We start from the raw sequence: 23,910 nt of genomic DNA on the forward strand, positions 1-23,910 counted from the left end.
AGCAGAAATGCGCGCGCTTCGCGGAGCGAATTCGCTGGATAGCCGAGGAAAGTTACGGAAGTCTCCGCATAAGGCGCAGCTCGCACGCGGGCGTCGCGCTCCTTCGGCGAAGGGCGATCAGGGGCGGTGGGCGCTGGCGGAGGGGGCGGGATTCGAACCCGCGATACGGTTTCCCGTATACACACTTTCCAGGCGTGCGCCTTCAACCACTCGGCCACCCCTCCATCGACCCTGGCCGGCTCAGAATCGGCCCTGGATCGGCGCGCACTATATTCACAAGCCGCCAGAGTGCAAATCTTTCCGTAGGGAAATCCACGCCGAAGCGACATTCTCTCGCCTCGTGGCGGCCCGTCGTGGACAGACGGCCCGGCGCATTCTATTCAGGAGCCTTCCCTTGGGGCTCGAAAGCGCCATGCTGCGATTGATCGTCCGATTTCTCGGTCTCCTCCTTTTGGCCGGCGGATTCGCGGCCCTCATCGTCGACGGCACGCGCTCGCTGGCCGGGGACGGGCTGCATGTCACCCCGCTCAGCGAAGGCGCGGCCGATCTTTTTCCGGCGCAGATGAAGGCCTTTCGCATCGCGCTGGAGCAGAAAGCCCCACAAATCTGGGGCTCCGTCGTCTTCGCTCTGCTGCTCGCGCCCTTGAGCCTCACGCTCACCGGCCTCGGCGGCCTGCTCATTGCATTGAGCCGCAAGCGCCGCCGGCCGATCGACTATCCGCTCCGCTGAACGCCCTTTCGCCGCCGGCGCCGCGGGGCCATATCGAGGTCTCGGCCCATCTCGAGCGAAAGGTCGACAGAATGACCGATCACTTCGTCAATCATCATCCTATCGAAGGCCCGTTTCCGCCGGGGCTGGAACAGGCCGTCTTCGGCCTCGGCTGCTTCTGGGGCGCGGAGCGTCGCTTCTGGAAGCTCGGCGAGAGCGTCTACACGACCGCGGTCGGCTATGCCGGCGGGACCACGGAGAACCCCACATATAAAGAAGTGTGCACGGGCCGCACCTTCCATGCGGAAGTGGTGCTCGTCGTCTTCGACCCCGCGAAAATCTCCTATGAGGAGCTGCTGCGCGTCTTTTGGGAGAGCCACGACCCGACGCAGGGCAATCGGCAGGGCAATGACATAGGCACGCAATATCGCTCGGCGATCTTCTGCTATTCCGACGAGCAGCTGCGGATCGCCGAGGCGTCCAAGCGCGCCTATGGCGAGGCGCTGGCGGGCCGAGGCTTCGGGCCGATCACGACGCAGATATCCCCGGCCCCGCGCTTCTACTATGCCGAGGAGTATCACCAGCAATATCTGGCCAAGAACCCCGACGGCTATTGCGGCCTGGGCGGCACGGGCGTCGCCTGCCCCGTGGGGCTCGGCGTCGATCCAGGCTGAATTCGATTCATCTATCGCGCCTTCAACACCTCACGGCATTCGCCGGGCAGCTTGGCCATGGTCATGGGCGGCCATGTCTTGGTGGATTTCTTGGGGTGCAGCGCCTCGTCGGTGAACCACCAGGCAAGGGATGAATCGCAGCCGTCGCCCGCCGGCACGGGGTCCTGATCCTTGCAGCTCTCGGCGTCCTTCGGGCAATAGAGCCTGATGTGGAAGTGGTAATTGTGCCCGAACATGGGGCGCACCTTGGCGAGCCAGGAGCGGTCGCCCGTCGCCTGCCGGCACAACGCCCTTTTGATGGCGGCGTTGACGAAGATGCGCTGCACCTCCGGCGCGCGCGCCGCCGTGCGCAGAACGGCGAGGTGGCCCTCGGTCCATACCTTGGGATCGATATCGAGCCGATCCTCGCGCACCATGTCGGTGGCGGACATCTCCTCCCGCTCGGCGCGGGACAATTCCCGCTGCGGCATCGGGGTGAGCCAAATATCGGCGTCGAGGCCGATCTGATGCGAGGCGTGGCCGGTGAGCATAGGGCCGCCGCGCGGCTGCGAAATATCGCCGATGAGCAGGCCCGGCCAGCCGGAGGCCTGCGACGCCGCCGGGGCGAGGCGCTGCAGAAAGCCGATGAGCGCCGGATGGCCCCAGAAACGATTGCGCGACAAGCGCATGATCTGCCAATTCGGGCCGTTCACGGGCAGCGCCTCGGCGCCGGCGAGACAGCCATGCGAATAGAAGCCGATCGGATCGGGATCGAGCGGCGCGGGGCTGGTGGCGCGGCCGAAGAGCTCCTTGGCGGGCGTCGCGGGATCGTCTGGATGGGCGAGCGGCGGCAAGGGCTTGGGGTCCAGCGTGCCCTTGTCCTGCGCGAAGGCCGGCGCGATCGCGGCGAGCCAGAGAACCAATGCGGCCGATCTCGATAGGATCATTTCTGCGGCTTTCGTGGCGAAGTGAGGGAACCGAAGCGTGAATCAGTCAGATTCTGGGCGCTTTGCGGTCTTTTCGCCAGTCCGCGCAGCATCGGAAAGAGAAGGCGAATCGATTCGCCTCGTTTTTTGGCTTTCGCGTCAACCTTACCCTCGGATATAGATTGCCCCTAGGTAGGAGGCGCCATTTTATGCCGCCCTAACTGTGCGGCGTGTGTCTCGTGTTCGTGGGGGAGTGTTGTGATGCGTTGTTTCAAAGCCTTCGGGCTCGTTCTCGTTGCGATGTTCGCATCGATCGGCGCGGCGCAGGCGACCGTGCAAATCCATATCGATCTTTCCACCCAGAGAATGCAGGTCGAGTCCTCCAAGGGCTCCTATAGCTGGCCGGTCTCGACCGCTCGCGCGGGCTATGTGACGCCGCGCGGCACCTATGCGCCCACCGGCCTGCAGAAAATGCATTATTCGCGCAAATATCACATGTCGCCCATGCCGCATTCGATCTTCTTCAGCGGCGGCTATGCGATCCACGGCACCTATGCGACCGGCGCGCTCGGCCGTCCCGCCTCGCATGGCTGCGTGCGCGTCTCCCCGGCCAACGCCGCGACGCTCTACAAGCTGGTGCAGGAGGAGGGCGCGCAAATCTCCATCACCGGCTCCTCGCCGGCGACGCGCTACGCCGCCCATAAGCCGCATCGGACCAATGTCGCGAGCCTGCATCGGCCGCATCGCTCCCATGCGCTCGCCTATGGTCCGGGACAGCGCTATCGCTCCGTCACCAGCGTGAAGAGCTGGCAGTCGGCGCCGATGACGAGCCCCTTCGGCAACTGACGTTTCGCGGCTGATTTTCAGCCGCGCGACAGGCTGGACGGCTCGGCGGCGAATTCGGCGACGACCCAATCCTTCAGCGCGGCGACCGCCGGCCGGTCTTCCGCGCCGAGGGGATGGACGAAGTCATATTGCAGGCCGTCGAGCACGGGGCCGAAGGGCTGCACCAGCGCGCCGGAGGCGAGTTCGGCGGCGACCAGCGGCAGGCTGGCCAGCGCCACGCCTTGACCGGCGACGGCGGCGCGTATGGCGCTCTCCTCGTCGGCGACGACGGTTCCGACCTCCGGGTCGAAGCTCTTCGCGCCGCGCTCATCGGCCCAACGGCGCCAGCTCGCCAGGCGCGGGCCATTGGCGTGCGGCCCCCATTCGCGGTGAATGAGCGTCGCGCCGGCGAGATGCTTGGGGCGGCGAATGTCGAGCCGCGGGCTGCATACGGGCGCATAGCGATCGGTGAACAGCGGCGTCGCCACCTGGCCGGAATATTGGCCGACGCCGCAGCGGATCGCGGCGTCCGCCTCGCCGGCGCGCAAATTGGCCGGACGGTCGGAGGCGTGCAGCCGCAAATCCCAGCCCGGATTCTGGCCGCGGAAAGATTCGGCGCGCGGCGCCAGCGCGCGTGAGGTGAAGGCGACCGTGGCGGAGAGGGTCGCCGCCTGCTTGCGCTCGGTCGGGCGCCGCGCGCGATCTATGGCCTCGGCCATGGAATCGAAGGCGACGCGCAGATCGAGATAGAGCGCCAGACCTTGCGGCGTCAGTGCGACCTCGCGGGCCTTGCGCGTGAAGAGACGCAGGCCGAGGTCGGTTTCGAGACCTTTGATCTGATGGCTGATCGCCGTCGGCGTGACGCCGAGCTCGGCGGCGGCGAGCTTGAAGCTCTCCCGCCGCGCGGCCGCCTCGAAAGCGCGCAAGGACACAAGCGAGGGCAGAGCCCGCATCGCCGCCTCTCATGGATGAGATTTATTCATCTCATGGAGGCGAATGCGCTGCTTGTCAAAAGCTTTGCTGTAAGATGATGAATGAATTCAACTCATCTATCAGGAAGGGCGCTCTTCCTTCTCCCGCGAGGCGGGAGAAGGAGAGAACGCGTCCTTTGTCAGTCGGCGAGCTGGCGGAGCACATAGGGCAGGATGCCGCCATTCTTGAAATATTCGAGCTCGTCCAGCGTATCGATGCGGGCCAGCAGCGGCACGCTCACCTGCTTGCCGTCGGGATAGACGATCTCCGCCGTCAGCGTCTGGCGCGGGGCCAGCGTGTCGCCAGCGAGGCCGCGGATCGTCACCTTCTCCGCGCCGGTCAGGCCGAGCGAGGCCCAGCTCGTTCCCGGCTCGAAGGTCAAAGGCAGAATGCCCATGCCGACGAGATTGGAGCGATGGATACGCTCGAAGCTCTGCGCGATCACCGCGCGCACGCCGAGCAGCATGGTGCCCTTGGCCGCCCAGTCGCGCGAGGAGCCATTGCCATATTCGGCGCCGGCGAAGACGACCAGCGGCGCGCCCTCCTCGGCGTATTTCGCGGCGGCGTCATAGATGGAGAGCGTCTCGCCATCGGGGAAATGTTTTGTATTGCCGCCTTCCGGCACATTGCCGGCCTCGTCGCGCAGAATATGGTTCTTGATGCGGATATTGGCGAAAGTGCCGCGCATCATCACCTCATGATTGCCGCGGCGCGTGCCGTACTGGTTGAAGTCCGCCGGCGAAACCTGACGCTCGGTGAGCCAGCGTCCGGCCGGCGAAGCGGCCTTGATGGAGCCCGCCGGCGAGATGTGGTCGGTGGTGATCTTGTCGCCGAAGAGGGCCAGAATCCGCGCCTCGACGATATCCGTGACGGGCTTGGGCTCTTTGGTCAGCCCCTCGAAATAGGGCGGATTGCGCACATAGGTGGAGCCGCCCGACCATTTATAGGTCTCGCCCGAGGGGGCGTCGACCTTGCGCCAATGCTTGTCGCCCTCGAACACATCCGCATAAGTGTCGCGGAACAGCGAGCGGGTGACATTCTTGCGGATATATTTCTGAATGTCGGCGTTGCTCGGCCAGATGTCGCGCAGGAACACCGGCTCGCCCTTCTTGTCATGGCCGAGCGGCTCCCTGGTCAGATCCTTGGCGACCGAGCCGGCAAGCGCGAAGGCGACGACCAGCGGCGGCGAGGCGAGATAATTCGCCTGCACGTCCGGGTTGACGCGGCCCTCGAAATTGCGATTGCCCGACAGCACAGCCGCCGCGACAATGTCATGATCGTTGATCGTCTTGGAGACGGGCGCCGGCAGCGGGCCGGAATTGCCGATGCAGGTGGTGCAGCCGAAGCCGACGAGATTGAAGCCGAGCTTGTCGAGATCCTTCTGCAGTCCTGCCTTGTCGAGATATTCGGCGACGACGCGGCTTCCCGGCGCGAGAGAGGTCTTCACCCAGGGCTTCACCTTCAGCCCGCGCTCATGCGCGTTGGCGGCGAGCAGGCCGGCGCCGATCAGCACGCTCGGATTGGAGGTGTTGGTGCAGGAGGTGATCGCCGCGATGACGACGTCGCCATGGCCGAGGTCGTAATTCGTTCCCTCGACCGAGAAGCGCTGCGTCACATCGCCGGGCTTCTTATATTCGGTCGCGAGCGCACTCGCGAAAGCGGTTCCGACATCCTCGAGCGCGACGCGGCCCTCCGGGCGCTTCGGCCCGGCGAGGGACGGAACCACGGTCGAAAGATCGAGCGAGATCGTGTCGGTGAATTCCGGGTCGGGCGTGTCGGCCTCGCGGAAGAGACCTTGCGCCTTGGCGTAGGCCTCGACGAGATCGATGCGCGAATTGGAGCGGCCGGACATTTTCAAATAGTCCAGCGTCTCCTCGTCGACGGGGAAGAAGCCGCAGGTCGCGCCATATTCCGGCGCCATATTGGCGATGGTCGCGCGATCGGCGAGCGAGAGATGCGGCAACCCCTTGCCGAAGAATTCGACGAATTTGCCGACCACGCCCTTCTTACGCAGCATTTGCGTGACGGTCAGCACGATATCGGTGGCGGTGACGCCCTCTTTCGGCTCGCCCGTCAGCTCGAAGCCGACGACCTCGGGAATGAGCATGGACAGCGGCTGGCCGAGCATGGCGGCCTCCGCTTCGATGCCGCCGACGCCCCAGCCGAGCACGGCGAGGCCGTTCACCATGGTGGTGTGCGAATCGGTGCCGACCAGAGTGTCGGGATAGGCGTATTCGATCGTCTCCTTCTTGCCGTCCGTCTTGATCTTCTCCTTCTTCGTCCAGACGGTCTGGGCGAGATATTCGAGATTGACCTGATGGCAAATGCCCGTGCCGGGCGGCACGACGCGGAAATTGTCGAAGGAGGATTGGCCCCATTTCAGAAAGCGATAGCGCTCGCCATTGCGCTCGTATTCGAGCTCCACATTGGCGTCGAGCGCTTTCTTGGTGCCGAATTCATCGACGATGACGGAATGGTCGATGACGAGATCGACCGGCACCAGCGGATTGATCTTCTGCGGATCGCCGCCGAGCGCAACAAAAGCGTCGCGCATGGCGGCGAGATCGACGACGGCGGGAACGCCGGTGAAATCCTGCATCAGCACGCGCGCCGGACGGAAGGCGATCTCACGCTCGGCCTTGCCCTTCTCGGTCAGCCATTTCGAGAAGCCTTCGATATGCTCCTTGGTGACGGAGCGGCCATCCTCGTTGCGCAGCAGATTCTCGAGCAGCACGCGCAGCGAATAAGGCAGGCGCGAGACGCCCTCGAGACCATTGGCCTCGGCCGCCTTCAGCGAGAAAAAGTGATAGGCGTCGTCTCCGACCTTTAGCGTCTCTAGGGCTTTGAAACTGTCGAGTGACGGCATTTCGCGCTTCCTTCGCTTGGAGTCGATGACAGGCGCGGACAGCCGTCATTGCGAACGAAGCGAAGCAATCCAGAGCCGTGGGCCACGGCTCTGGATTGCTTCGTCGCTTCGCTCCTCGCAATGACGGGACGTCGCGCCATCCGCGAACCTTGTAGAGAATTTCGGGCCAGCCGGCAAAACGAAACGAGGGACGCGTCGCCGCGTCCCTCGAACAAGATGAATGCGCCGCCTTCAGCCCGCCTTCATCGCCTCGGGCTTGGTCTTGGCGCGCTTGACGATGAGCTTGTTGAGCGCAGCGACATAAGCGCGCGCCGAGGCGACCAGCGTATCGGGATCGGCGCCGCGGCCCGTCACCGATTTTCCGTCCTCCGAAAGACGCACGGAGACTTCCGCTTGGGCATCGGTGCCTTCCGTTACGGCATGCACCTGGAACAATTCGAGCGCGGCCTCATGCGGCGCCAGCGCCTTTATGGCGTTGAAGATGGCGTCGACGGGTCCGTTGCCGGTCGCCTGATGCGTCTTCTTCTCGCCGTCTATGTCCAAGGTCAGCGCCGCCGTCTGCGGCCCCGCCGTGCCGGCGATGACGGTGAGCGCCGCGACCTTTATGTGGTCATTGGCGGTCACGATCTCGTCATCGACCAGCGCGACGATGTCCTCGTCATAAACGAGCTTCTTGCGATCGGCCAAATCCTTGAAGCGCTTGAAGGCGTCCTCCAGCGCATTCTCGCCCAGCTCATAGCCCAGCTCTTTGAGCTTCTCCTTGAAGGCGTGGCGGCCGGAATGCTTGCCCATGACCAGCGAGGTCTTGGACACGCCGACGCTCTCCGGCGTCATGATCTCATACGTATGCGCATTTTTGAGCATGCCGTCCTGATGGATGCCGCTCTCATGCGCGAAGGCGTTCCGCCCGACGATGGCCTTATTATATTGCACCGGGAAGGACGTCACCGCCGAGACGAGCTTCGACGCGCGCGTCAGCAGCTTGGCGTCGATATTGGTGCGATAGGGCAGCGCATCGGGGCGCGTGCGCATCGCCATCACCACTTCTTCCAGCGCGGCGTTGCCGGCGCGCTCGCCTATGCCGTTGATGGTGCATTCGATCTGCCGCGCGCCGCCGCGCACGCCGGCCAGCGAGTTGGCGACCGCGAGGCCGAGATCGTCATGGCAATGGACCGAGAAGACCGCCTTCTCGGCATTGGGCACGCGCTCGCGCACCATGCGGAACAGCGCCTCATATTCCTGCGGCGTGGCGTAGCCCACCGTGTCGGGAATGTTGATCGTCGTCGCCCCGGCATTGATCGCCGTCTCCACGCAGCGGCACAGGAAATCATGTTCCGTGCGCGTGCCGTCCTCGGCCGACCATTCGACGTCCGCGACATGATTGCGCGCCCGCGAGACAGAAGACGCGATCATTTCCAATACTTTTTCCGGCTCCATCTGGAGCTTGTATTTCATATGGACCGGCGAGGTGGAGATGAAGGTATGGATGCGCGCGTTGCGGGCGTGACGCAGCGCCTCGGCGCAGCGGTCTATGTCCTTGGCGGCGGCGCGGGCGAGGCCGGCGATCGTCGCGTTCTTCACGCGCTTGGCGATCTCGGACACCGAATCGAAATCGCCCTGGCTGGCGATGGGAAAGCCGGCCTCGATGATGTCGACGCCCAGCTCGTCCAGAATATCGGCGACCTCGAGCTTCTCCTCGAAGGTCATGGAGGCGCCGGGCGATTGCTCGCCGTCGCGCAGAGTGGTGTCGAAAATGACGACGCGATCGGCGTCGCGGGCGGCGGAAGGATTATTGTCGGTCATGGCTTCGTCCTGAACTGCTCGGCCCGAGCTCGCGGGCGCTCTAGTTTCGTCTTAGCTCGGCTTCCCCTGAATGCCTGGGCCGGGCGGCCCTGGGGGCGTTCAGGGGCGACTAAGAAGCAGCAGGCTCGAAAGAAGACGCGCGGAGGCGAGCGCCGAGGAGCGCGCCGCGTCTTTCGTGATGGTGGCCGTTGCCGCCAAAGCTCAGTTCCTCTCATCGGCGCTGCGCCGATCTGCGCATGAAAATACGCGCCTTCGCCTCGGGTTGCAAGCATGAGCGCGCGAGCGGGTCGAAGCCCGCCTCAGCCCGCCAGCTTCGCCAGCGCCTCGGCCAATATGCGGGTCTGCGTCCAGTCCAGAAAAATCTCCGGCCCGTCCGCCGCCTTCACCGTGACGCCATCGTCCTGGACCTGCGCCTCGAACTCGTGATCGCTGGCGATCGGGCTCATGAAAATCGTCTTTTCCGCGCTGGAGCCATTGGCGACCGCCGCCAGCGCGCGGGAGAGAATGCCGGCCTCGTTCGGGGTCAGGCGGCGCAGCGGCTGCTCGCCCACGCGAATCGTCACCAATGCGCCAAAATGCCGATGCTCGGCGGCTGCGACTTCGACAATTTGCGACATCGGTAGGCTCCTTTTGTCCGAGCCGTTCCCGAACCGACACGGCTGCATTTAACTATCAGACTGATTTTGCTGGCGCCGATCATTTTTTTGCGGCGCAGCGAACAAGGCACGATCCTTGAATCCCTAGAGGCCGCATGTCGGGATCCGATCGAGCTGCCGACAATCAAAATCCATACCTTCCCCGCCTCCTGCGGCGGGGAGCGGGAGCGCAAATGAGCTTCGACGACCGCGACGCCATGCCGACCGATATTCGCGGCTACCATCGGCGCACCAAGCATGCGCCGAACCGCTATGCGATGGGTCCGGGCTTTCTCGACTGGACGTCGCAGCCCTCGCCCTTCCGCCTCTTCGAGGGCGTGCGGCAGACGCCATTGCCCATCATCGAGGAGACGCCCGCCTTCCCCGGCCCGGCGCCGCAGCCGGCGGCGCTCGATCTTCGCGCGCTCGGCCTCTTCCTCGAGCTGTCCTTCGGCATAAGCGCCTGGAAGAGCTATGAAGGCTCGACCTGGGCGCTGCGCAACAATCCCTCCTCCGGCAATCTGCATCCCACTGAATCCTATGTGCTGATGGATGCGGTGGAGGGGCTCGGGGCCGGCGCCGCGCTCTATCATTATGCGCCGCTGCTGCATGCGCTCGAGGAGCGCGCGACCTATACGGCGCCGCGCGTGCTGCCCAAGGGCGGCTTTCTGCTCGCGCTCTCCTCCATTCCCTGGCGCGAGGCCTGGAAATATGGCGAGCGGGCCTTTCGCTATTGCCAGCTCGACGCCGGCCATGCGATCGGCGCCGTCGCTCAGGCCGCCGCCGCGCTCGGCTGGCGGGCGCAGGCGCTGGCCGATCCGTCCGACGGCGAGATCGCCGCGCTCATCGGCCTCGATCGTGACGACGCCTGGCACAGACGCGAGCCGGAGCATCCCGATCTGCTGATGTGGATCGCGACCGAGCCGGGGCCGGCGACGCCGCTCGATCTCTTCGCTCTCATCGACGCGCCGCGCGAGTTTCGCGGCCAGGCCAATCGGCTGAGCGAGGATCACGACGGCTGGCCGATCATCGATCTCGCCGGGCAATTCTGCCGCAAGCCGCGCCAGCCGAAGCCCCCGGCGCCGACGCGCGCGCAATGGCCGGCGCCCGGTTTCGAAGGCGTCTCCATCGGCGCCGCCGTGCGCAAGCGCCGCAGCGCGCAGAAGATGGACGGAACCACCTCCATCTCGCGCGAGGCCTTCGCCGCGCTCATCGCCTCGACGCTGCCGAGCGAATCCACTCTGCTCTCCGCCTTTCCCTGGGGCGCGGCGATCACGCTCATTCTCTTCGTGCATCGCGTCGATGGCCTGGAGCCCGGCCTCTATGCGCTGCAACGCGACAGCGACGTCGCCGCGCGGCTGCGCGAAGCCTCGCGCAAGGACTTCGAATGGTCGCTGGTCGAGCTGGAAGGCCTGCCGCTCTATCGGCTTTACGCCGGCTCGGTGGAAAAAGAGGCGACCAAGCTCGCCTGCCTCCAGCCCATTTCCGGCAAGGGCTGCTTCAGCGTCGCGATGATCGCGGAATTCGACCGCGCGCTGGCGGCGGACGGCGCCTTCGCCTATCGGCGCCTGCATTTCGAGGCCGGCCTCATCGGCCAGGCTCTCTATCTCTGGGCGACCGCGGCGGGGATCGCCGGCACCGGCATCGGCTGCTTCTTCGACGAAACGGTCCATGAGCTTCTGGGCCTGACGCCGGGCGATATGCAGTTCCAGGACGTCTACCACTTCACCGTCGGAGGGCCTGTCGAAGACACGCGCATTCTGACGCTTCCCCCCTATCCCGATGACAGGCGAGAGCGGCGATGAATATTCAAATCGAACGCCAATATGTCGAATCGCTGATGGCGCGATTCCCGGCCCGTGCCGGGTTCGCGGAGCAATTGCGCTTCAGCGACAGAGTCGAGGTCGAGTTCTCTCATCTCTCCGACGAGGAGCTGACCTTCCTAGAAGATCTCTATCGCGCGGCCGGCCCGGACATGCGCGCGAGAGCCGCGCAGCTCGCGACGCTGCGCGACGCGCTGAAGGCCGGCGGCCGGCGCTTCGAGGCCACCGAGCTCGAGCAGGTTCTGCCGGCGATGGTGCGCTATCTGACCGCCGACGCCATTCGCGGCTGGCTGTTCACGGCGAGCGTCGCCTCCAAGCCTCTGCCTTACGTCATCACCCGCTTCGACTATGTGCCGGCCTCCAACGACGAGGCGGGCAAGGTGATGATCGAGCTGAAATCCAACGCCAAGGGCGTGCTGACCACCAACGCCATTCGCATCATGGCGGCGGAGATCGCGGGCCGCACGATCAACGAGATTCTCGCGGTCAAAGGCTTCATCCGCGAGACGCCCGAGCTGATCGCTGCCTTCGACACGGCGACCGAGACCTATTTCGATTGGCGCGGCCGCTATGGCCAGCAATTCACCGGCCGCGGCACCGGCTTTCACGCCGAGGACCCCAACGCCTCGCATCGCGACACGGATTGGTCGCGCAAGGATGTCGTGGTGCTGTCGACCAGCGGCGGCGACGCGCGCCTCGTCAATGACGAGGCCATTCTCTCGGCGCGCAGCCTGACGCTGGAATCGCCCGGCGACGTGCTCGGCACTTTCATCCGCAAAGCGTCGAAGAGCAATAAGTTCACCGTCGAGGACGAGCTCGCGGTGATGCAGCAGCAGATTCCCGAACATTTGTTCAAGCGCATTCCGGTGCACCCTTACATTCTGATGTTCCATCTCGATCTGCATCACCATGTGTGGGTACATGTCGACGAGATGAAGCTCTATGAATACAAGCCCGCGCTGAAGCAGAAGCTGGTGCTGCCGGCCGAGCAGACCGATCTCATCGACATTCTGACCGCCGAGATGGACGTGCTGATGGACGATATCGTCGCCGGCAAGTCGGGCGGCACCACAGTGCTCTGCGCCGGCCCGCCCGGCGTCGGCAAGACGCTGACGGCGGAAGTCTATTCGGAGATCATTCAGCGGCCGCTCTATCGCGTGCATTCCGGCCAGCTCGGCCTCAATGTCGCGACGATGGAGACCGCGCTGAAGGAGATTCTCACCCGCGCGCAACGCTGGGGCGCGGTGATGCTGATCGACGAGGCCGACGTCTACATCAAGCGGCGCGACGACAATATCGCCATGAACGCCGTCGTCGGCGTGTTCCTGCGCGTGCTGGAATATTTCAACGGCCTGCTGTTCCTGACGACCAATCGCGTCGACGATATCGACGAGGCGATCGTCTCCCGCTGCATCGCGCTCATCAAATACAGCCCGCCGGACGATGACGCGAAGCGCCGCATCTGGCGCGTGATGTCCGATCAGTTCGAGCTGAAGCTCGCCGACGCGCTGATCGACGATCTCGTCGTCGTCTTCCCCTATGCGACGGGCCGCGACATCAAGGGCCTGGCCAAGCTGACGGCGAAATTCTGCCATCAGAAGCAGGTCTCGCCGGATATCGCCGTGTTCCAGCGCTGCGCGATCTTCCGCGGATTGGATGTGGTGCGCGGGGAGGAATTGAAGACCGCCGCGGAGTGACGCGCCGCGTCATTGCGAGCCGAAGGCAAAGCAATCCAGGAGCCGCCCCGCGACTCTGGATCGCTTCGCTCCGCTCGCGATGACGGCGAGGAATCGAAACCAAAGGGAAGCCTCCCTCGTGCTTCGAGACGCCCCGCTTCCGCGGGGCTCCTCGGCATGAGGGAGGCTTCCGCCGTTTTATCGGCTGCTTTTTGGCGCCGCCCGCCAGCAAAAAATTTGCCCCGCCTCAGCTGAGGACATCTGGCGGCGACGGTCTCGAAGCGCGAGCGGCTCTAAAAGGCGGCGCATGATGGCTTAAAAAAAGAAAACGCCCGCTCTCTGAAGAGAGCGGGCGCTGAGAACAGAACGAGGGAAAGCGCTTCCCTCGATCGTGTCTTACTTCTTCGGCGCTTCCTCGCGGGCCTTGAGGGCCGCGCCGAGAATGTCGCCGAGCGAGGCGCCCGAATCGGCGGAGCCGTATTGGGCGATCGCCTCCTTCTCCTCGGCGACTTCCAGCGCCTTGATCGACACGGCGACCTTGCGCGCCTTGCGATCGAAGAGGGTGATGCGGACATCCACCTTCTCGCCGACGGCGAAACGCTCGGGACGCTGGTCGGCGCGGTCGCGCGCCAGCTCGTTGCGCTTGATGAAGGTGGTGAGGTCGGTGCCGAGGATCTTCACCTCGAGACCGGCTTCCTTCACCTCGAGCACCTCGGTGGTGACGACAGCGCCCTTCTTCACCTCGCCCCCGGCGCTCTCTTCGGCGACCGAGGCGAAGGGATCATTGGCGAGCTGCTTCACGCCGAGCGAGATGCGCTCCTTCTCGATATCGACGTCGAGCACCTGAGCGGTGATGACGTCGCCCTTCTTATACTCTTCGATGACCTGCTCGCCGGGGCGGTTCCAGTCGAGATCGGAGAGATGGACCATGCCGTCCACATCGCCATCGAGGCCGATGAACAGGCCGAACTCGGTCTTGTTCTTGACCTCGCCGGAGACCGTGGAGCCCACCGGATGCTTCTCGGCGAAGGCCTCCCACGGATTCTGCAGCGTCTGCTTGAGGCCGAGCGAGATGCGGCGCTTGACCGGATCGACCTCGAGCACCTGAACGTCGACTTCCTGGCTCGTCGCGACGATCTTGCCGGGATGCACGTTCTTCTTCGTCCAGGACATTTCCGAGACGTGGACGAGGCCCTCGATCCCCGGCTCCAGCTCCACGAAGGCGCCGTAGTCGGTGATGTTGGTGACGCGGCCGTGGAACTTGGCGCCGATCGGATATTTCGCCTCGATGCCCTGCCACGGATCCTCGAGCAGCTGCTTCATGCCCAGCGAGATGCGATGCGTCTCGTGATTGATCTTGATGATCTTCACGCGCACCGTCTGGCCGATGGTGAGCACCTCGCTCGGATGATTGACACGGCGCCAGGCCACGTCGGTGACATGCAGCAGGCCGTCGATGCCGCCGAGGTCGACGAAGGCGCCGTAATCGGTGATGTTCTTGACGACGCCCTCGATGACCTGCCCCTCTTCGAGGTTGGCCACGATCTCGTGACGCTGCTCGGCGCGGCTCTCCTCGAGCACGGTGCGGCGCGACACGACGATATTGCCGCGGCGGCGGTCCATCTTCAGAATATGGAAGGGCTGCGGCACGTTCAGCAGCGGGCCGACGTCGCGGATCGGACGAATGTCGACCTGCGAGCGCGGCAGGAAGGCCACGGCGCCGTCGAGATCGACAGTGAAGCCGCCCTTGACCTGATTGAAGATGACGCCCTCGACCTTCTCATTGCTTTCGAAGGCCTTCTCGAGCTTGACCCAGCTCTCCTCGCGGCGCGCCTTGTCGCGCGAGATGACGGCCTCGCCGAGCGCGTTCTCGATGCGCTCGAGATAGACCTCGACCTCTTCGCCCACCTTGGGGGCCGGGTCGCGGCCGAAGCCGGTGAATTCCTTGAGGGCGACGCGCCCTTCGGTCTTGAGGCCGACATCGATGACGGCGACGTCCTTCTCGATGGCGACCACGCGGCCCTTGATGACGGAACCCTCGAAAGCTTCGTTCTGGCCGTAGCTTTCTTCGAGCAGGGCGGCAAAGTCCTCGCGCGACGGGGCGCGCTCAGCTGCAGTTGACATGAGTTCTCCTGGAATGCCCTTTCGGGCGCGGCGCCGGCATGGGGTTGGCGTTGCGGATCGGGCCTCCTCGATCGGAAGTCCCCTCCCGCCGCCGAAGCGAGGCCTGGAGGAAACGAGAGTTCTGCTCAGAGAACTGGCCGGCGCGGCCCGATCGAAAATGCCCGTGTTTCAAAATACGGAGAGGCTGGAAGGGAAACCCCGCCAGCCATCCACGCCCTTCTAGCAATTCGGCGCGCCGCGAGCAAGCCGCGCGAACGCGTCTCGATCACCGCGACGGCAGATCGAAATGATAGTTCACGCCGACGCGGACGGTGTGAAAATTCGCGCCGCGCGCGGCGCCCGGATCGCCGCGGCCGTTCTCGCCGAGATCGGTGAAGAGATATTCGGTCTTGACCGACCAGCGCGGCGCGAAGGCCCATTCGACGCCGCCGCCCGCGGTCCAGCCTTCGCGGATCGATCCGCCGACGTCGCCATAGGCGAAACCGCCCGTGCCGTAGAACAGCACGCGGGAATCGAAGCCGGTGACGCCGAAGCGCCCGCGCAGCGTCCCGAACCAGGGCAGCGAGCGCGCCCTCTCGGGTCCGCGCAGGCCCAGCGGATCGGGTCCGCGACCGCCGCCGGAGAGGCTGGTCCCCGAAAAATCGGTCTCGAGGCCGACGACGAAGAGCGGGCCGATCCGATGATTGTAGCCGACGAGCCCGCCGCCCGAGACCCCGGCGTCGGACTTGCCGGAGGCGAACGCGCCGGCGCCGATATCGAGACCGGCATAGACGCCGGTCCATGCGAAAGCCGGCGGCGTCGGGGGCGGCTGGAAGGTCCGCTCGCGCGACGGCAGATCCGCCGCCTGCGCGCCAGCGGAGAAAGCTGCGGCCAGAACCAGAGCCGTGATGACTGGCTTCATGAAAAATCCTCGTTTCGACGACGCCCCCCGCTTCGGCTTCGTCGATGGGGATTTCCTCCGTTTGTCCGACAGGTTCGAGATATTTCCGGCTCGCGGCGAAGTCGCGCCGAATTCTTGGCGCGCCGCCGCAAACGCAACCCTGGCCATTGTGGACAAAGCGCTTTCACGCTAGAACGCGCCGTCGCTCACCAATGGATTGCCGACCATGAGTCTTGCACGCATCGCTTTATTGGCGGCCGCTCTCGGCCTTTCCGCCTGCAATACCGGCCCGCGCGCCTATGTTTACGCCGGCGGCAGCCAGGCCTCTGTTCAGAAGACGATTTCCGTGCCGCGCGGCGCGACCGCCTCTCTCGGCTTCGGCGCCTCGATCAATCCCGATTGCACCCGCTCGGACGTTCCTGATCGCGTCACCCTCACCCAAGCCCCGTCACAGGGCCGCGTCGAGATTCGGCACGAGGCCGGCTACGCCTATTTCCGTCCCGCCAATCCGCGGTCGCGTTGCAACACGACCCGCGTGCCAGGGACGAAGATGTTCTACCATGCGAGCCCCAACGCCTCCGGGACCGACACTTTCTCTTATGATTGGTATTCGGGCACGGGCGGCGTCGCGCATTTCACCGTGACGGTGAATATTCTCTGACATCCTCTCGGGCTTTCGATCCCCAAGGATCGAAAGCTCGTCCGACGATCAGAAATAGCCGAGCTTCATCCCCTGCATGTTCAGCAGCAGGCTGGAGTCGAGCCCGAAGCTCGATCCAGAGCTCGAGCTGTCGAACAATGTCGAGAGCAGCGAGCTCTGCGAATTGGCGCTGCCGCCATTGTTGTAGTCATATTGCGCGGCGAAGCGGGCGATGAACTGCTGCAGCTTGGTCGGATCCTTGAAGTCGGCGAGATTCACCTTCGACGACAGCAACCGATATTGCGTATCGATCGACTGCGACGAGGTGCTCGAGGAAATGCCGAGCGCCGTCTGCACGACGGTCAAAATATTGCTGTCGGCCAGAATGCCATAGACGCTGGTGAGGCTCGGCGCGCGCTGCTGGAAATAGAGAGCGAGCTGCACGCCCGGATTCTGCTGGCCCTGGCTCGTCTCCAGCGCCTGCTCCGTATAGCGGCTCACCACATTGTCGACGAGCGTCGAGGAGGATGTCGTCGTCGCGCCATTGTCGGTGAAGTCGAACGCCGTCACAAAGGCCTTTATGTTGGCGTTGTTGAGCGTGTTGGCGAGCGCCGAATTTTTGGAGACGCCGCCGTCCAGCGCTTTCTGCATCAGGCCCTTGGCGTAGGTCATGCTGCCGAGGCCGAAAGCGGTCATGGCGTAATTGAAGAGACGCGTGTCCTTCATAAAGGCGTCGACCGACGTCACCTTGCCGATATTGTCCTTGAAATATTTGGTCTGCGTCGCGACATCCGGCGATTTGGCGGTGATGGCCTGCCATTTGGCCTGATTATTGGCGATCTGCAGATAGCTGGCGAGCGTCGTCATGAATCTGTTCCGAGGGACTGGCCCTCGATCATGCGCCCGAGGTTCTTGACGCATTGTTAAGTTTCAGCCGAGCTCATTGCCCTCCACTGTGAGCCGCGGATATTTGGCCGCCGCGCCCGGCCGCGCGACGTCTCCCGGCTGAATGTCATGACCCGCTATCGCCGCGATCGCCGCCTTTTTCGCGCCGATGATCTTATTGCGCGCGATGACCGCCGGCCCGACGCCCTCGCCGATCTGAAAGGTCACGCCATACTCATTATCGACGAGCTCATTGCCCTCGACGCGGATGTTCTGGCGATAGCCGCCGCAGCGCACGCCCATCCAGCCGCCGACCACCGTATTGCCGGCGATCTCCACATTGCTCTCCGCCTCTATGCCGGTGAGCCAGCTCATTATGGGACCGAACTCGTCATCGGGATGCGTCTCGTGAAGGCCGGTGATCCGATTGCCGATGACGAAGCCTATGTCCGTTCCGCGCTCGGCGTTGGCGAGCGCTATTCCGGCGCCGGCGTCGTCGATCTTATTGTCGCGGAAGCTGGCGCGCTTGGCGCCGAATTCGGCATACATGGCGCGCTCGCCGAAGCCGGCGCAATCATTGCCGACCACCTCGACGTCATGGCCGGCGTTGTTGCGCACCGCCGTATAGGCGCAGCGGCGGATGACGTTTTTCTCCACGCGCACGAAGCCGGAGCCCCAAATGCTCACGCCATTGCCATAGGCGCCGTCGCCGCCCGAGAGATTGCGAATATCGGCGATCTCATTATTGCGGATGCGCGAGCCCTCATAGCGCCCGGCCTTTGTGGTCCAGACCTGCACGCCATTGTCGCCGCAGCGGCGGACCTTGTTATTGTCTATGTCGACCCCGAGCCCATCGAGCGAGAAATAGCCGGCGTCGCGCACATCCTCGACGATATTCTGCGCGAAGCGCCCGCCGCAGCGCAGGAGATTGACGCCCCTGCCGCCCGAGCGGCGAATCGTGCAGCCATGCACGGCGAGCTTTGGAATATCGGCGAGATCGAGAAGGCCCTGTGTGCGATCGGCGAAAGGCGCGCCGCCGCCGTCGAAGCTCACATTCTCCAGCGTCAGCGTCGGAACATTGGCGGCGCGCAGCAGCGGGCCGGGGCCGATCGCCTGCAGCGCCGAGCCGCCGGCGGCGCCGATGATCGTGACCTTGTCCTCTATGACGAGGGAACGAATGCGCAAGACGCCGGCCGGCAGACGCAGGGCGCCTCCCGCATGGGCAGCCTCGCGCAGGCGCCGCTGCAGCCAGTCGGTGGAGTCCGGCGCGGCGGCGTCAGCGCGCGCGGCGGCGCCGAGAACGGCGAAAGCGCCTGCTCCAAAGGCTAAAATCTCTCGTCGGGTCGGTCTGGCCACACCCCGGATTAGCTCGAGGAGCGCGACGCGTCGAGCCCGAACTGCCGCTTGTTTTTGCACTGCGGCCGCGCCAAATCGGGCATTGCGCCTAATTTATGTAGTTGCGTTACATAACGGTCGGGGGCATAAAGAGAGCGCCCAAACGGGTAATCGTCTTGCAAAGAACAAGTCTAGGTCCCGCCTCCACTGCTCTGCGACTTGCGACATCGCTCGGTTCGTTGAGGCGGTTCTCCTTTCTGCGACGCTCTACCCCTCCAGAGCGCGGCCTCATCCGTCGAGGTCGGTCCTTTGCGGTTCAGGTTCTCACGGTGTTGTCCAACTCCCCGTTTCGCGTACGCGCGGAACGGGGAGCCCCTTTTTATGTCGAAACCCGTCGCGCGGGAAGCGAGAACAGCGCTCGCCGTATGGGGCTTCGCGGTCGCTTCGTCGTTTTTGAAGAACCGGAGTCTCCAAATGCCTCTCGCGGTCGACGATCTCTTGCGTCGCTGGGTCGAGGAGCGCGCCGCGAGTCCCGAGCCGGGCGACGGCGAATATGCGCAATTCATCGCCGATTGGCTGCCGCTCGCCTCCAGCGACGACTGGCACAGAATGATCCTCGGCCATAATCGCGCGCTCGGCGACGCGCCCTTGTTCTGGATCATGCGCCAGCCGCGCTGCGAAAAGGCGACCGCGCTCGGCATTTTCTACCTCGCCCGGCCGGGCCGGCTGCTCGCCTATGGAAGAGATCGCGCCGAGGTCCCGGAGACGATGAAGCGCGCCTATGATTTGATCGGCGAGATCAGAATGCGCTATGTCAACGGCTTCTACCGGGCGTCCACGCTGCGCTTCGACGCGGTGGAGGCGCTGGCGCGCGAGGCTCGCCTGCCGGCGCGTTTCGACCAGAAAGCGCTCGACCTCCTCATTCCGCCGGACATGCGCGTCTCTATCCCCGGCCGAAAGCTCGGCCTGCAGCATGGCGTCAGAAACCGTCTCCTCCTCGATACGCCGCTCGGCGCGCGCTGATCGCCCCGCCGCTCCCGACGCATCGCTCTCCGCGCTCGCTTTCATCCGCGCCGCTTCCGAAGCCCCGGCCGCGCCCGGCGCCTATGCGCTGCTCATCGCGCTATCGCATCCGCTCGTGGCGCGCGCCGGCCGTCGCGCGGCGACGCTCGCGCCGGGGCTCTATCTCTATTGCGGCTCCGCCAAAGGGCCGGGCGGGCTGCGCGCGCGGCTCGGCCGGCATATGCGTCAGGGCAAGCGGCGCCGCTGGCATATCGACCAGCTGACCGAGGCCGGCGAATCGCTCGGCGCCTGGTTCACCGAGGCGAAGGGCGAATGCGATCTCGTCGCCGCGCTCTCGGCGCTGCCGGTTCCGCTCGAAGGATTCGGCAGCTCGGACTGCCCGCATTGCCGCAGCCATCTGCTGTTCTGGGATTGCGCCGCCAAAAATCAGGCGTAATCGCAATCTTTTTTTCCGCTCTGATCCTGTAGGCCGCTGATTCCTTGTGATCTGGACCGTTTGGTGCGCGGCCATTTTCATTTAAATTCAATATCGTATTGTGAAGGCTACGATGCGCCGTTCAGTGCACATGATTTTGGTCTAGGCGCGTCTCCGAAAAGCACCCGTCGCTCGACCCTAGCAATGAAATTTTATCTTCAAAAATCAATATGATAGTAGAGCGGAAAACCCCGATGACTTTGTGAGTTATGCGACCTCCATTGACTTTATTTGCAAAATGGCGACAGTGAAAAAGCTCCCCCGAAAGAAACGCCTTCTTCGGCTTTTTTGCTGAATGGAGGCTTCTATGTACGATCCGACCCTTTTTTCAAACGTGACAGATATGCTTCGCGCAGTGGCGGAATGCGCAACCGCGCTAACGTGCCTTTTGGCCGTAATTCGAAAACTTCGCGGCCCTCGCAGGTAGAGTCCCCCAAAGCCGATCAAAAGAATTCCGTCGCAGGAACAAGCTGCCTCGATAGCGGCCGGCTTTCCTCGCCGCGCAAAAATGCTAGGAAGAGCGCCGAAAAGGCGCACCCAATGTCAGACCAGAAGAAATCCAAGATTGAGGCCCGCTCCCCGCGCGGCCTCGCCGACCGCGACGCCGCAGAGCTGGCCGCCGCCGGCCGCATGATCGACGTGATTCGCTCCGTCTATGAGCTCTACGGCTTCGAGGCGCTGGAGACCCCGGCGATCGAATATACCGACGCGCTCGGCAAATTCCTGCCGGACCAGGACCGCCCCAATGAGGGCGTCTTCTCCTTTCAGGACGACGACGAGCAATGGCTGTCGCTGCGCTATGACCTCACTGCGCCGCTGGCCCGCTATGTCGCGCAGAATTTCGACCGGCTTCCGAAGCCGTACCGCTCCTATCGCTTCGGCAATGTCTATCGAAACGAGAAGCCGGGGCCGGGGCGCTTCCGCCAATTCATGCAATTCGACGCCGATACGGTGGGCGCAGCCTCGCCGGCCGCCGACGCCGAAATCTGCATGATGGCCGCCGACACGCTGGAGAAGCTCGGCATTCCGCGCGGCGATTACGTCATCAAGATCAACAGCCGCAAGGTGCTGGACGGGGTGATGAAGGCCATCGGCCTCGAGGGCGACGAGAACGCCGGCCGCCGCCTCACTGTGCTGCGCGCCATCGACAAGATGGACCGGCTCGGCCCGGAAGGCGTCAAGCTCCTGCTCGGCCCCGGCCGCAAGGACGAGAGCGGCGACTTCACCAAAGGCGCCGGCCTCGCCGACGACGCGGTGGCGACCATCCTCTCCTTCACGCTCGGCGGACAATATAAGGACGGCGAGCCGCGCTTCGGCCTGTTCGAGCTACTCGGCCGCAGCAATATCGGCGCGGAAGGCGCCGAGGAGCTGCTCGAGATCGAGGATCTGGTGCGCGACGCCGGCTTCGGCCCGGACCGCATCCGCATCGACCCTTCCATCGTGCGCGGGCTCGAATATTACACGGGGCCGGTGTTCGAGGCCGATCTGACCTTCGAGACCAGGGACGAGAAGGGCCATCCGGTGCGCTTCGGCTCGGTCGGCGGCGGCGGTCGCTATGACGGGCTCATCGGCCGTTTCCGCTCCGACAACACGCCCGCCACGGGCTTTTCGATCGGCGTGTCGCGCCTCTATGCGGCGCTGAAGCTGGTCGGCAGCCCGGTCGTTTCAGCGACGACCCGGCTCGGCCCGGTCGTCGTGCTGGCGCTCGACCGCGACCATATCGCCGATTATCAGCGCATGGTCGCCGCTCTGCGCAACGCCGGCGTTTCGGCGGAGCTCTATCTCGGCTCCTCCGGCATGAAAGCGCAGATGAAATACGCCGATAAGCGCAACAGCCCGGCCGTGGTGATTCAGGGCTCGGACGAGCGCGCCAAGGGCGAGGTGCAGATCAAGGATCTCATCGAAGGCGCGCGGGCGAGCGCCGCCATCGCCACCAATGAGGAATGGAAATCCGCCCGGCCCGCGCAATTCTCCGCGCCGGAGAGCGAGCTGGTGGAACATATCAAGGCGCTGCTCGCCCGCCAGGGATGAGCGGCGCCGCGCCCGCGCCCGAAATTCCCGTCGCCGCGCGGCTCGAACGCGGCGGCGGATGTTTCGCGGAATGTCCGTCTCGTCTATAAGGGGCTGCGGCGAGGAGCCCCTAGCACATGGCGCAGCACGACATAGACCCCGCAGCGGATAGCCACGCGGCCGGCGAATCATCGGCGAACGACGCTTGGACGACCACGAAGGTCGACCATCCGGCCGAGGCCGAGCGCACGGAGAGCGAAGCAATTTCGGCGCCCGCGAGCGAGGCCGCGCCGGCGCAAAAGCGGCGCCGCAAGAATTGGCATCGCTTCACTCTGCTCGCCGCGACGCTCGGCCTGCTGGCGACCGCGGGGTCGATCGCCGCCTATCGTTTCCGCGACAAGAATGAGAAGCTCGCCGCCTTCGCCACCATCGTGGACGAGAGCTTCGCGCGGCCGGAGAAGCTGATCGCCACGCTGCGCGAGACGATCGTGAAAGCGACCGGCAAGCCGGCGGCGCCCGAGAAGCCGGCCGACAAGCCCGGCGCGGCCAAGCTCGCCGAGCCCCTCCAAAAATCGACGCCCGCCCCTGTGGAGACGAAGCCGGCCGAGCCCGCCGTTCCGCCGCGCTCCGGCGGCGATCACATCACCTGGAACGCGCCCGCGACGCCCGCGGCTCCTCCCGTTCCTGCGCCCGTCCCGGCCCCGGCGGCCCCTGCGCCGGTCGTCGTGGCTCCTCCTCCTGCGCCCGCCAAGCCGGCGGCGGAGGCCAATCCGGTTTCCAACGCCCAAATCGAGACGCTGACGCGCCGCGTGGACGAGCTCGAGCGAATCGCCCGCTCGGCCCTGGCGCTGGCGGAGCAGGCCCGCAGCGCAGAGCCTGCCGCCGCGCCGCGCGGGGCCAAGGTCCCGGACCAGAAGGTGCAAGACGTCGAGGACAATGTCAGCGGCCTCGAGGGCCGGATCGACTGGCTCTCCGACGAGGTGAAGACTCTTCGCGACAAGCTCGACGCGGCCAAGGACGAGACCCGCGCCCCGCGCGAGGTGGAGCCGGCCCCGCCGCCGCCCGCGCCCGTGGCCGCCGCGCCGGAGGAGAAAGGCCCCAATCCGGCGACTGTCGCCGTGGTCGCGCATTCGCTGCAGCGGGCGCTGGACCGGGGAGCCCCCTTCCCGTCCGAATACGCCATTCTCTCCGCCCAGGGCGCCGATTCGCAGGCGCTGACCGCGCTCGCGCCTCTGGCCGAGAAGGGCGCTCCCGATGCGCGCGCGCTGCGCGCCTCCTTCCATCCGCTGGTGCGCAAGCTCGAGGCCTCCGCCGATCTGAAGCCCGACGCCCCCCTGGCCGATCGGCTGCTGCAAGGCGCCTCCAAGCTGGTGAAGGTGCGCAGCCCGGTGGAGAAAGAGAAAGCCACGATCGGCGACATTGCCGATAAGCTGGAAGCCGCGCTCGACCGCGGCGAGATCGAGACGGCGCTGGCCGCTTTCGCCGAATTTCCCGACGCCGCAAAGGCCGTCGCGCGCGAGTGGGAGACGCAAGCCCGCCAGCGCGTGGAGGCGGAGAAGGCGGCGGCCTCCATTCTCGCGGGCGCGCTGGATGCGCTCGCAAAACCAAAGAACTGAGCAGGGCCAGACAATAATCCTGCTGAAACAAAAA

The 23,910-nt window shown here is 64.9% G+C and carries 20 protein-coding genes and 1 tRNA gene; 11 read left to right on the forward strand and 10 right to left on the reverse strand.

All coding sequences use genetic code 11. The features are described 5' to 3' along the window. Window positions 1–134 precede the first annotated feature (134 nt). Window positions 135–224, reverse strand: a tRNA-Ser gene (locus ACT53T_RS00880). A gap of 170 nt (window positions 225–394) precedes the next feature. Between ACT53T_RS00880 and ACT53T_RS00885 the strand changes: the two genes are divergently transcribed. Together ACT53T_RS00885 and msrA are read left to right on the forward strand one after the other, a co-directional pair. Next, a complete protein-coding gene (locus ACT53T_RS00885; protein ID WP_244635237.1) occupies window positions 395–730 on the forward strand; it encodes a hypothetical protein in 336 nt (111 codons plus the stop codon). Window positions 731–801: 71 nt separating this feature from the next. Next, window positions 802–1,383: a peptide-methionine (S)-S-oxide reductase MsrA gene (gene msrA / locus ACT53T_RS00890; RefSeq protein ID WP_476159516.1), complete on the forward strand. Its 582-nt coding sequence runs from the start codon at window positions 802–804 to the stop codon at window positions 1,381–1,383. A gap of 11 nt (window positions 1,384–1,394) precedes the next feature. Here msrA and mepA read toward each other — a convergent pair whose 3' ends face one another. Continuing rightward, the gene (gene mepA / locus ACT53T_RS00895) at window positions 1,395–2,309 is read right to left on the reverse strand and encodes a penicillin-insensitive murein endopeptidase (RefSeq protein ID WP_476159517.1); all 915 of its coding nucleotides are present in this window, start codon (window positions 2,307–2,309) and stop codon (window positions 1,395–1,397) included. Between the two features lie 240 nt (window positions 2,310–2,549). On the opposite strand from mepA, the gene ACT53T_RS00900 reads away from it, so the two are divergent. Further along, window positions 2,550–3,134: a L,D-transpeptidase gene (locus ACT53T_RS00900; protein WP_476159518.1), complete on the forward strand. Its 585-nt coding sequence runs from the start codon at window positions 2,550–2,552 to the stop codon at window positions 3,132–3,134. 17 nt (window positions 3,135–3,151) lie between these two features. On the opposite strand, the gene ACT53T_RS00905 is transcribed toward ACT53T_RS00900, so the two are convergent. The 4 genes from ACT53T_RS00905 to ACT53T_RS00920 all read right to left on the reverse strand — a co-directional run bounded on the left by ACT53T_RS00905 (window position 3,152) and on the right by ACT53T_RS00920 (window position 9,371). Then, window positions 3,152–4,066 carry a LysR substrate-binding domain-containing protein gene (locus ACT53T_RS00905; RefSeq protein WP_036293452.1) on the reverse strand — a complete coding sequence of 305 codons (915 nt, stop codon included), beginning with the start codon at window positions 4,064–4,066 and terminating at the stop codon, window positions 3,152–3,154. Between the two features lie 158 nt (window positions 4,067–4,224). Continuing rightward, complete coding sequence (gene acnA, locus ACT53T_RS00910; RefSeq protein WP_476159519.1) at window positions 4,225–6,951, reverse strand: aconitate hydratase AcnA; 2,727 nt, start codon at window positions 6,949–6,951, stop codon at window positions 4,225–4,227. A 231-nt stretch (window positions 6,952–7,182) separates the two neighbouring features. Then, on the reverse strand, window positions 7,183–8,754 hold the full coding sequence (locus tag ACT53T_RS00915; protein WP_476159521.1) for a 2-isopropylmalate synthase: 1,572 nt from the start codon (window positions 8,752–8,754) through the stop codon (window positions 7,183–7,185). Window positions 8,755–9,053: 299 nt separating this feature from the next. Next, window positions 9,054–9,371, reverse strand: a complete 318-nt coding sequence (locus ACT53T_RS00920; RefSeq protein ID WP_400765237.1) for a hypothetical protein — start codon at window positions 9,369–9,371, stop codon at window positions 9,054–9,056. 212 nt (window positions 9,372–9,583) lie between these two features. Between ACT53T_RS00920 and ACT53T_RS00925 the strand changes: the two genes are divergently transcribed. Continuing rightward, window positions 9,584–11,194, forward strand: coding sequence for a SagB/ThcOx family dehydrogenase (locus tag ACT53T_RS00925; protein WP_476159523.1), 1,611 nt, complete (start codon window positions 9,584–9,586; stop codon window positions 11,192–11,194). Next, a complete protein-coding gene (locus ACT53T_RS00930) occupies window positions 11,191–12,909 on the forward strand; it encodes an AAA family ATPase (protein WP_476159524.1) in 1,719 nt (572 codons plus the stop codon). The genes ACT53T_RS00925 and ACT53T_RS00930 overlap by 4 nt, the downstream gene beginning before the upstream one ends. Before the next feature lie 375 nt (window positions 12,910–13,284). Here the strand turns inward: ACT53T_RS00930 and rpsA are convergent, their stop codons facing one another. After that, entirely contained in the window at window positions 13,285–15,012 is a 1,728-nt protein-coding gene (gene rpsA / locus ACT53T_RS00935; RefSeq protein ID WP_018267409.1) for a 30S ribosomal protein S1, read from the reverse strand. 265 nt (window positions 15,013–15,277) lie between these two features. Beyond that, window positions 15,278–15,913 carry an outer membrane protein gene (locus ACT53T_RS00940; protein ID WP_476159525.1) on the reverse strand — a complete coding sequence of 212 codons (636 nt, stop codon included), beginning with the start codon at window positions 15,911–15,913 and terminating at the stop codon, window positions 15,278–15,280. Here ACT53T_RS00940 and ACT53T_RS00945 point away from each other — a divergent pair. Both ACT53T_RS00945 and ACT53T_RS00950 read left to right on the forward strand, forming a co-directional pair. Next, complete coding sequence (locus ACT53T_RS00945; protein WP_476159527.1) at window positions 15,900–16,085, forward strand: hypothetical protein; 186 nt, start codon at window positions 15,900–15,902, stop codon at window positions 16,083–16,085. The genes ACT53T_RS00940 and ACT53T_RS00945 overlap by 14 nt on opposite strands. 33 nt (window positions 16,086–16,118) lie before the next feature. Continuing rightward, complete coding sequence (locus tag ACT53T_RS00950) at window positions 16,119–16,553, forward strand: hypothetical protein (RefSeq protein WP_400765231.1); 435 nt, start codon at window positions 16,119–16,121, stop codon at window positions 16,551–16,553. A 48-nt stretch (window positions 16,554–16,601) separates the two neighbouring features. Here ACT53T_RS00950 and ACT53T_RS00955 read toward each other — a convergent pair whose 3' ends face one another. Both ACT53T_RS00955 and ACT53T_RS00960 read right to left on the reverse strand, forming a co-directional pair. After that, window positions 16,602–17,399, reverse strand: a complete 798-nt coding sequence (locus ACT53T_RS00955) for a DUF1217 domain-containing protein (RefSeq protein ID WP_476159528.1) — start codon at window positions 17,397–17,399, stop codon at window positions 16,602–16,604. Between the two features lie 63 nt (window positions 17,400–17,462). After that, window positions 17,463–18,773: a TIGR03808 family TAT-translocated repetitive protein gene (locus tag ACT53T_RS00960; protein WP_476159529.1), complete on the reverse strand. Its 1,311-nt coding sequence runs from the start codon at window positions 18,771–18,773 to the stop codon at window positions 17,463–17,465. A 453-nt stretch (window positions 18,774–19,226) separates the two neighbouring features. Between ACT53T_RS00960 and ACT53T_RS00965 the strand changes: the two genes are divergently transcribed. From ACT53T_RS00965 to ACT53T_RS00980, 4 genes are all read left to right on the forward strand, one after another. Next, window positions 19,227–19,775, forward strand: coding sequence for a DUF4274 domain-containing protein (locus tag ACT53T_RS00965; RefSeq protein ID WP_476159530.1), 549 nt, complete (start codon window positions 19,227–19,229; stop codon window positions 19,773–19,775). Then, the gene (locus ACT53T_RS00970) at window positions 19,726–20,211 is read left to right on the forward strand and encodes a GIY-YIG nuclease family protein (protein WP_476159532.1); all 486 of its coding nucleotides are present in this window, start codon (window positions 19,726–19,728) and stop codon (window positions 20,209–20,211) included. Before ACT53T_RS00965 ends, ACT53T_RS00970 begins: the two co-directional genes overlap by 50 nt. Before the next feature lie 579 nt (window positions 20,212–20,790). Then, window positions 20,791–22,281: a histidine--tRNA ligase gene (gene hisS, locus ACT53T_RS00975; protein WP_476159534.1), complete on the forward strand. Its 1,491-nt coding sequence runs from the start codon at window positions 20,791–20,793 to the stop codon at window positions 22,279–22,281. Window positions 22,282–22,397: 116 nt separating this feature from the next. Continuing rightward, window positions 22,398–23,876 (forward strand): COG4223 family protein, encoded by a 1,479-nt coding sequence (locus ACT53T_RS00980; RefSeq protein ID WP_476159535.1) that lies wholly within the window; start codon window positions 22,398–22,400, stop codon window positions 23,874–23,876. The last annotated feature ends 34 nt before the right edge of the window (window positions 23,877–23,910 follow it).

It is taken from the genome of Methylosinus sp. DMC45 (assembly GCF_056313885.1).

Coding starts and splice junctions, on each gene's coding strand:
- ACT53T_RS00920 (WP_400765237.1), bottom strand. CDS start 9,371: ATGTCGCAAATTGTCGAAGTCGCAGCCGCCGAGCATCGGCATTTTGGC.
- ACT53T_RS00905 (WP_036293452.1), bottom strand. CDS start 4,066: ATGCGGGCTCTGCCCTCGCTTGTGTCCTTGCGCGCTTTCGAGGCGGCC.
- hisS (WP_476159534.1), top strand. CDS start 20,791: ATGTCAGACCAGAAGAAATCCAAGATTGAGGCCCGCTCCCCGCGCGGC.
- rpsA (WP_018267409.1), bottom strand. CDS start 15,012: ATGTCAACTGCAGCTGAGCGCGCCCCGTCGCGCGAGGACTTTGCCGCC.
- mepA (WP_476159517.1), bottom strand. CDS start 2,309: ATGATCCTATCGAGATCGGCCGCATTGGTTCTCTGGCTCGCCGCGATC.
- ACT53T_RS00965 (WP_476159530.1), top strand. CDS start 19,227: ATGCCTCTCGCGGTCGACGATCTCTTGCGTCGCTGGGTCGAGGAGCGC.
- ACT53T_RS00950 (WP_400765231.1), top strand. CDS start 16,119: ATGAGTCTTGCACGCATCGCTTTATTGGCGGCCGCTCTCGGCCTTTCC.
- acnA (WP_476159519.1), bottom strand. CDS start 6,951: ATGCCGTCACTCGACAGTTTCAAAGCCCTAGAGACGCTAAAGGTCGGA.
- ACT53T_RS00940 (WP_476159525.1), bottom strand. CDS start 15,913: ATGAAGCCAGTCATCACGGCTCTGGTTCTGGCCGCAGCTTTCTCCGCT.
- ACT53T_RS00915 (WP_476159521.1), bottom strand. CDS start 8,754: ATGACCGACAATAATCCTTCCGCCGCCCGCGACGCCGATCGCGTCGTC.
- msrA (WP_476159516.1), top strand. CDS start 802: ATGACCGATCACTTCGTCAATCATCATCCTATCGAAGGCCCGTTTCCG.
- ACT53T_RS00980 (WP_476159535.1), top strand. CDS start 22,398: ATGGCGCAGCACGACATAGACCCCGCAGCGGATAGCCACGCGGCCGGC.
- ACT53T_RS00925 (WP_476159523.1), top strand. CDS start 9,584: ATGAGCTTCGACGACCGCGACGCCATGCCGACCGATATTCGCGGCTAC.
- ACT53T_RS00930 (WP_476159524.1), top strand. CDS start 11,191: ATGAATATTCAAATCGAACGCCAATATGTCGAATCGCTGATGGCGCGA.
- ACT53T_RS00955 (WP_476159528.1), bottom strand. CDS start 17,399: ATGACGACGCTCGCCAGCTATCTGCAGATCGCCAATAATCAGGCCAAA.
- ACT53T_RS00900 (WP_476159518.1), top strand. CDS start 2,550: ATGCGTTGTTTCAAAGCCTTCGGGCTCGTTCTCGTTGCGATGTTCGCA.
- ACT53T_RS00970 (WP_476159532.1), top strand. CDS start 19,726: ATGGCGTCAGAAACCGTCTCCTCCTCGATACGCCGCTCGGCGCGCGCT.
- ACT53T_RS00945 (WP_476159527.1), top strand. CDS start 15,900: ATGACTGGCTTCATGAAAAATCCTCGTTTCGACGACGCCCCCCGCTTC.